This is a genomic window from Paraburkholderia sp. (assembly GCF_049581445.1).
Lineage (GTDB): Bacteria > Pseudomonadota > Gammaproteobacteria > Burkholderiales > Burkholderiaceae > Paraburkholderia.
Window position 1 is genome coordinate 1 of record NZ_JBAURZ010000089.1, and the last position, 7,782, is coordinate 7,782.

General features: G+C 63.5%; 6 protein-coding genes and 1 pseudogene. 2 read left to right on the plus strand and 5 right to left on the minus strand.

Annotated features, from left to right (window positions below; genetic code table 11):
- From WCA85_RS08055 to hrcA, 4 genes and pseudogenes are all read right to left on the minus strand, one after another.
- Window positions 1-118: pseudogene (locus WCA85_RS08055) on the minus strand (nucleotide exchange factor GrpE); the annotation flags it as partial.
- A gap of 494 nt (window positions 119-612) precedes the next feature.
- Window positions 613-1,020, minus strand: a complete 408-nt coding sequence (locus WCA85_RS08060) for an RNA-binding S4 domain-containing protein (RefSeq protein ID WP_424062706.1) — start codon at window positions 1,018-1,020, stop codon at window positions 613-615.
- A gap of 172 nt (window positions 1,021-1,192) precedes the next feature.
- Entirely contained in the window at window positions 1,193-2,263 is a 1,071-nt protein-coding gene (hemH, locus tag WCA85_RS08065; RefSeq protein ID WP_424062707.1) for a ferrochelatase, read from the minus strand.
- 188 nt (window positions 2,264-2,451) lie between these two features.
- Window positions 2,452-3,471 (minus strand): heat-inducible transcriptional repressor HrcA, encoded by a 1,020-nt coding sequence (gene hrcA, locus WCA85_RS08070; RefSeq protein ID WP_424062708.1) that lies wholly within the window; start codon window positions 3,469-3,471, stop codon window positions 2,452-2,454.
- Between the two features lie 311 nt (window positions 3,472-3,782).
- On the opposite strand from hrcA, the gene WCA85_RS08075 reads away from it, so the two are divergent.
- The gene (locus tag WCA85_RS08075; RefSeq protein ID WP_424062709.1) at window positions 3,783-4,685 is read left to right on the plus strand and encodes an NAD kinase; all 903 of its coding nucleotides are present in this window, start codon (window positions 3,783-3,785) and stop codon (window positions 4,683-4,685) included.
- A 58-nt stretch (window positions 4,686-4,743) separates the two neighbouring features.
- Window positions 4,744-6,411, plus strand: a complete 1,668-nt coding sequence (gene recN / locus WCA85_RS08080) for a DNA repair protein RecN (protein WP_424062711.1) — start codon at window positions 4,744-4,746, stop codon at window positions 6,409-6,411.
- Between the two features lie 82 nt (window positions 6,412-6,493).
- On the opposite strand, the gene glnE is transcribed toward recN, so the two are convergent.
- A partial coding sequence (gene glnE, locus WCA85_RS08085) for a bifunctional [glutamate--ammonia ligase]-adenylyl-L-tyrosine phosphorylase/[glutamate--ammonia-ligase] adenylyltransferase (RefSeq protein ID WP_424062713.1) occupies window positions 6,494-7,782 on the minus strand: 1,289 nt, incomplete at its 5' end.

Below are 7,782 nucleotides of genomic sequence, written 5' to 3' on the forward strand. Positions count from 1 at the left end.
GCGCTGCGTCAGCCGGGTTGGTTTCCGGCTGAGGCGTGGCGGCCTCGGCGGCCTGGCGCGCGGCTTCGTCGGCGGGCGTGGGATTCTGGCTCGTCGGGTTCTCTTGCGTGTTTTCCATGTCGCTGAAAGTCGTTAAAAGTGAAAGCCAAGGGCGGCCGTGTCTTTGTCCGTGTGGACTCGCTCAAGCGTTGCATGAACGCTACACAGACGCGACACAATCGCCGCCATCAGTGAGTGGAGATGAGGTCCGAAACGGTCATTTCAAGCCGTGCGCGGGAACTTTTCGTACCGCCTCGCGGCGGCAGAAATTCCCAGTTACAACCATTACTCTGACTTCATCAGAATGAGATTGAGCCGCGTCGCGGACTGACCTAAACTCCATCCATCTGCTGGAAAATTCATGTTTACCCTAAATCCAGCGTAAACCATACCCATCTAGTTAAACCGCACGTTCGTCCTGCATCCTTCGGGGGAGTACCGTGAAACTGACCTTTGCTATATCCGTGGTCGCCTTGGTGCTCGTTGCGGGAACCACGACCATCTGCATGTCGGGAGCCGTCAACGACAGTACGACGGAATACGGTGGCGTACACGCCACCATGGAACAGTTGTTCAATCCCCACCTGAAAGTTTGTCGATAGTCCGCCGGTCACGCTTGGTCGGCCGACCGTGCAATGCGGCAGCCGGCTCGCGATAAGTCTTGCGCCGCTCCTGCTCCAACTGCCGCTTCACCTTACTCTCTTCCGTTTCGGCGTAAAGCGTCTGCGCAACACTCGCCGGCCCGCGCACGTCGCACATACCGAGCACCTCCACCTGCCACACGATCCGCTCGATCTCCACTTCGACGAGATCGCCAACCCGCACGTCCTTGGACGGCTTAACCGCCGCGCCGGCAATACGCACGTGGCCCTTTTCGACGGCGTCCGCCGCGAGCGAGCGCGTCTTGAAGAAGCGCGCCGCCCATAGCCATTTGTCGATGCGCAAGCGCGCGCCCGGTTCAGTCGAAATTCTGTAGTTCATGAGTCAGTCTGGCGCTTTCGGCGCGTTGAAACGGTTCAGCGTACAAACATGCGGTAAGTAGCCGATCAGCGGCGAATGACCGCCCTACGGCGTGCTTACTCCATAAATCCGGGCCGCAAGCAATGGCGGATGTCGTGCCTGGCAGTCGGCCGCGCGGCGCACCAACAGATCATCACACAGCCGCAGTCCCATGGACGTGCCCCGCCTGCACCGGCCACCCCTGCAGATTTTGCGCGACGATCTCGCCAAGTGCCGCAATCCAGGCCTGCGAGGCGTTCAGGCAAGGAATCCGGTGAAACTCCTTGCCGCCTGCGTGGATGAACTCGTCGCGCACCTCCATGCCGATTTCCTCGATCGTCTCAAGGCAGTCGGCGGTGAAGCCCGGGCAGAACACGTCAGTGCGGCGCACGCCCGCCGCGCCCAGTTCCTTGAGCGTCGGCGCCGTATAGGGCTGCAGCCACTCAGCCTTGCCAAAGCGCGACTGGAAAGTGATGCGGCATTCCACCGGCGTCAACTGCAACGCCTGCATGAGGAGCGCCCCAGTTTGCTGACACTGATCATGATACGGATCGCCCAGATCGAGCGTGCGTTTGGGCACACCGTGAAAGCTCAGAACGAGCTTGTCGCCCGCTGCGAAATCCGGGCGGCCATGGGCGTGCCAGTACTGATGTACCTGCGCCGCCAACGCCGTGATGTAAGCCGGATGGTCCGCGTACTGGCGAATCATGCGTATTTCAAGCTGGTTGCGCATCCGCTTGAGTGCGGAAAATGCGTCGTCAAATGCGGTGGCGGTTGTCGACGAGGAATATTGCGGGTACATCGGCACAAGCAGTACGCGCTCCGCACCCGCCAGCTTGAGCTGATTGAGCATCGCCGGAATACCTGGCATGCCATAGCGCATGGCGTAGTCGACCAACACGGTGTAATCATTCAACTGCAACAAGTGCCGCAGTGCCTCGACCTGCTTCTCGGTGAACACGCGCAGCGGCGAGCCCTCGGGGGTCCAGACCGCGGCGTACTTCTTGGCCGAAGATCGCCCGCGCAAGGGCAGGATCAACAGACGCAAAATAATCTGCCAGATCGCCGCCGGAATCTCGACCACGCGCGGGTCCGACAGGAACTGTGCGAGGTAGCGGCGCACGGCGCGCGGCGTTGGGGCGTCGGGCGTGCCTAGATTGATCAGCAGGACCGCGACACGATGCGAGGTGGCGGGCTGCGAGGGCCGCTCGAGGTCGAAACGCATAGGCTACAGGGCTCTCAGCTGAAAGCGGGAAGGGTTAGGTGGAAATCATTATAGCGGCGCGGTCGGCGACCCAAACCTGGCCATTCGGCGGATTGGCAAGCCACGCGCCGTCGCGCATCATTTGGTGCATGGCTTGCGGGGACCGCGAGGCCCGCTGCACTTGAACGGGGCCGGGTACTGCTCGCCAGTTATTGCTGGCTAAGCGTAAGTGAAAGCAGGCGCGCGGTAATGTCGACGATCGGGATCACACGGTTGTAAGCCATCCGGGTCGGTCCGATTACGCCGAGGGTGCCGACAATCTTGCCGTTCACTTCGTAGGGCGCGGTCACGACGCTCATTTCCTCGATCGGCACGAGATTGGACTCGCCACCAATGAAGATCTGCACGCCCTGCGCGTGACTCGACACGTCGAGCAACTGAAGGAGACTGGTCTTTTGGTCAAATACATCGAACAGCTTGCGCAGCCGCGCCATGTCGGACGACAGGTCGGCCACTTCCAGCAGATTGCGCTCTCCGGAGATCAGCACAGTCTCGCCGGTGTCGGCTTCGTCCGTGCTGGCCGTGACGGCCGCGTGCATCAGCGTGGTCATATCGCCGCGCAGCGCGTCGATCTCTTCGCGCAACCGGCGGCGCACCTCATCGAACGAGAGGCCCGCAAAGTGCGCGTTGATGTAATTGGACGCTTCCACCAGTTGCGACGGCGAAAAGTCACGCTGCGTCGCCATGATGCGGTTCTGCACGTCGCCCTCGGGCGTGACGATGATCAGCAGAATGCGCTTGTCGGACAGGCGCATGAACTCGATCTGCTTGAACACATGACTGCGCCGCGGCGTCAGCACCACGCCTGCGAACTGCGAAAGACTGGAGAGCACGCTCGCCGCTGCCGCCACGATCTTCTGCGGCTCGCCGGCTTGCAGTGTGGTCTTGACGGTGCGGGTGACAGCCTCTTCGTCAGCGGCGGATTCCACCGTCAGCATGGTGTCGACGAACAGCCGGTAGCCCCGCGGCGTGGGAATGCGGCCCGCGGACGTATGCGGACTGATCACAAGCCCCAGTTCCTCGAGATCGGACATCACGTTGCGGATCGTTGCCGGGCTCAACTCGAGGCCGGAATAGCGGGACAACGTGCGCGAGCCGACCGGCTGACCTTCGGCGATATAGCGCTCGATCAGCGTTTTTAGGAGGGTTTGTGCGCGAGGATCTAGCATGACGGAAAATTTTAGCTTAATGACGCGACGACCGCGAGCGCTAACCGTTGTGGCACCTGCCGCCAAAATCGGCCTGCGGCACGCGGCCTGGCGCGGACCCGCGCTGGGTTGGACGCTGCACAAACCGTGCCCTCACCATGGGGACGACACCATTCTAACGATAATTGGCGAGCGACCGGGCTCCCTGTCGCGGCTGGGCCAGCAAGTGTCCGGGGCCCGACTGACCGCCCGGCTGGCAAGCGCGTCGGCGCCGGGCGCCCAACTCCGCGCCAACGGTTCTTTTCAGTCCCTACCTATGGTGTAATGCCGGCATGCAAGTTACCAGCCAGTTCAGGACAGTCGCGCTCGTCGGGCGCAACAATACGCCAGGCATCGGCGAGCCGCTGACCGCGCTCGCCGCCTGCATCGCCAAGCGCGGCTTTGAAGTTGTGTTCGAGGCCGACACCGCAGCTGAAATCGGCGTGACTGAGTATCCCGCGCTGCGTCCCGCCGAAATCGGCGCACGGGCCGACGTCGCCGTGGTGCTCGGCGGCGACGGCACGATGCTCGGCATCGGCCGCCAGCTCGCGCCATACCGCACACCGCTGATCGGTATCAACCATGGGCGCGTCGGTTTCATTACCGATATCCCGATCTCCGACATGCAGGAACTCGTTCCGAACATGCTCGCCGGTCACTTTGAGCGCGAAGAGCGCACGTTGCTTGAGGCGCGCATCATGCGCGACGGCAACCCCATCTACCACGCGCTTGCGTTCAACGACGTCGTGGTAAATCGCAGCGGCTTCTCGGGGATGGCGGAACTGCACGTGGCCGTCGACGGCCGCTTTATGTACAACCAGCGCTCGGATGGTTTGATCGTCGCCACGCCAACCGGCTCGACGGCCTATTCGCTGTCTTCGGCCGGGCCGATCCTGCATCCCCAGTTACAGGGCATCGTCCTCGTGCCGATCGCTCCGCATGCGCTGTCGAACCGGCCCATCGTCTTGCCGGACGACTCGAAAGTCAGCATCCAGATCGTTTCCGGCCGCGACGTGAACGTCAATTTCGACATGCAGTCGTTCACTGCCCTGGAACACAACGACACCATTGAAGTGCGCCGCTCGCGCCATACCGTGCCACTGCTGCACCCGGTTGGGTACAGCTATTACGCTACGCTGCGCAAGAAGCTGCACTGGAACGAGTACCCGTCGCACGAAGACGACATCAAGTCCTGACAGAATCCTGAGCACGCCGCCGCAGCCGCAACGTAATCCACGCCACCAGACGACCTCCATGCTTCGCCACCTCTCGATACGCGACTTCGTCATCGTCGCCGCGCTCGATCTTGAATTCGACAGCGGCTTTACAGTTTTTTCAGGTGAAACAGGTGCCGGCAAATCGATCCTGATTGATGCGCTGGCCTTGACACTCGGCGCCCGCGCCGATGCCAGCGTCGTACGCACCGGCGAAACCCGTGCCGACATCACCGCGGAATTCGACACTCACGAGCAGGTCGAGCAGTGGCTCGACGAGCAGGCGCTTGGCACCGACGCCGCCGATTCGCAGGGCAACACGGTCATGCTGCGGCGGGTGGTGGACGCGAACGGGCGTTCGCGTGCCTTTATCAACGGCACGGCGGCGACGCTCGCGCAACTGCGCGAAGTCGGCGAAATGCTGGTGGACATCCACGGGCAGCACGCGCACCAGTTGTTGATGCGCCCGGACGCACAGCGTGAGCTGTTCGACACCCATTCGGGGCTCGCCGAACTGGCCGGCGCCGTGAACCGCGCCTGGCGAAGCTGGCGCGACGGAGCGCAGGCAGTCGAGACGGCGCAGACGCGTGATCGAGAGCTGCAACTGGAGCGTGAGCGGCTCGCATGGCAGTTGGCCGAACTCGACAAGCTGGCGCCGCAACCCGGCGAATGGGAAGAGGTCAACGCCGAGCACAACCGCTTGTCGCATTCGGCCAACCTGATCGACGGCGTGCAGGGCGCGCTCGCAGCGCTGTCCGAATCGGACGAGGCAATGATCACGCATCTGGCGTCGGTCGTCTCGAAGCTGCGCGACCTGGCCGAGATCGATCCCGCATTGAACGACGCCCTCGCCGCGCTAGAGCCCGCCGAAATCCAGTTGCAGGAGGCCGCTTACTCGCTGAGTCACTACGCGCAGCGGCTTGAACTCGACCCCGAACGGCTCGCGCAGATCGAGAAGCGCGTTGACGCGCTGCACTCCGCCGCCCGCAAATTCCGCCTGCAGCCGCAAACGCTGCCCGAAGAACACGCCGCCCGGCGCGCCCAACTGGCTGCGCTTGACGCCGCCGCCGATCTGGACGCCCTGCACGCCGCCGAAGCCAAAGCGAAGGAAGCCTATCTGGCCCAGGCCAAACAACTCTCAAAGGCTCGCACCAAAGCCGGCAAGGCGCTGGGGTCAGCGGTGACGACGGGCATGCAGGAATTGTCGATGAAAGGCGGCAGCTTCGAGGTTACCCTCGTGGCACTGCCGGAAGGCGGCGCTCATGGACTCGAACAGATCGAATTCCGGGTGGCCGGCCACGCGGGCGTCCCGCTGCGGCCGTTGGCGAAAGTCGCGTCAGGTGGTGAGCTGGCGCGTATCAGCCTCGCCCTCGCCGTGATTGCCAGCGCCGCCAGTCCAACTCCGACGCTGATTTTCGACGAAGTGGATACCGGCATTGGCGGCGGCGTGGCGGAAGTCGTCGGCAGGCTGTTGCATCAACTCGGCGGCGCCCGCCAGGTGCTGTGCGTTACGCACTTGCCGCAGGTGGCCGCGCGCGGCGACCGGCACTTCCAGGTGGCGAAGGCTTCGGACGGACAAGGTGGCACGGTGAGCAACGTCACGTCGCTCGACAAGGCGAGCCGCATCGAGGAAGTTGCGCGGATGCTCGGCGGCCTGGAAATTACCGCCACCACGCGCAAACACGCGAAGGAAATGCTGGCGGCTTGATTGGCCAGCTATGTGACCGCCGGCGTGGTCATTTGAGCGGCCACCCAAGCGATCACTGCCGCGCGCTAACGAGGCAGGCGCCTCACCCAAACACCCGCTCCCACAGCGCCAGCACTGCCTCCCGCTCGGTGGCAACCACCGCCGGATCAACCCGCGCCTTCTCCATGCCATCCAGCCGCAACTTATGCTGCAGCTTGCGATAGATCCGGTAGGCCGCGCCCACTGTCTCCGCCTCTTCCTCGCTCATCATGCCGAAGCGCGACACCTCACGGAGCAACGCGATATTGCCGGTATTGCGGATCAACTCGGGATCGCGCGCCGCATGCAGCAGCACCCAGAACTGCACGGTAAATTCGATGTCCACCATGCCGCCCCGATCGTGCTTGAGGTCGAACAGGCTCGTGCGGTTCGGGTGCCCGGCCTCAACACGTTCGCGCATCTCGACGATTTCCTTCGCCAAAGGCGCGGCCTCGCGTGGCGTGGTCAGCACCTGCTCGCGGATCGCTTCGAACTTCGCGCCAATCTCGGCATCGCCGGCGCAATAGCGGGCGCGCGTTAACGCCTGGTGCTCCCAGACCCACGCGGTATTGGCCGCATCGCCTTCGCGTAACTGGTAACGCCGGAAAGCGTCCAGGTCGGTGACGAGCAGGCCCGACTCGCCATTCGGCCGCAAGCGCAAATCCACGTCGAACAGCGTCCCCGCGCCCGTGGCCATGGTGAGGCAGGTGATCAGGCGGCGCGTGTACATCGCGTAGATCTCCGCCGCGTTCTCGTCCGCGTCGTCGTAGAGGAAGATCAGATCCAGATCCGACGCATATCCCAGCTCCTTGCCGCCCAGCTTGCCATACGCGATCACCGCAAAGCGCGGCACCTCACGATGGCGTCTTGCCAGTTGGTTCCAGACCGCTTCGAGCGTCACGTCGAGCATCGCATCGGCCAGTTCGGAAAGCCGGTCACTCACGTGTTCGACGCTCAACTGGCCCGCCAGATCGATCAGCAGAATGCGGAACACCTCGGCCTGATGGGCATGGCGCAGCAGATCCATCTGCTGTTCGACGCCGTCCGCCGCGGCGAGGCGCAGGCGCAGCGTGCGCTTAAATTCCGGCCAATCGAACGGGCTTGCAATCGCCTCGTCGTCGAGCAGCTCATCAAGCAATTGCGGATGGCGGATCAGATACCCCGCCGCCCAACGCGACGCGCCCAGCACCGACAACACCCGGTGCAGCGCCTGTGGATATTCGGTCAGCAGTGCCAGATACGCGCCACGCCGGCTCACGGTTTCGAGCAGGTCGAAGAAGCGCGCCACCGTGTCGCCGCGCCGTTCCGGCGGCTCCAGCGTGCGGGCAGCCTCGAGTGCCCGCTGCGCCACGA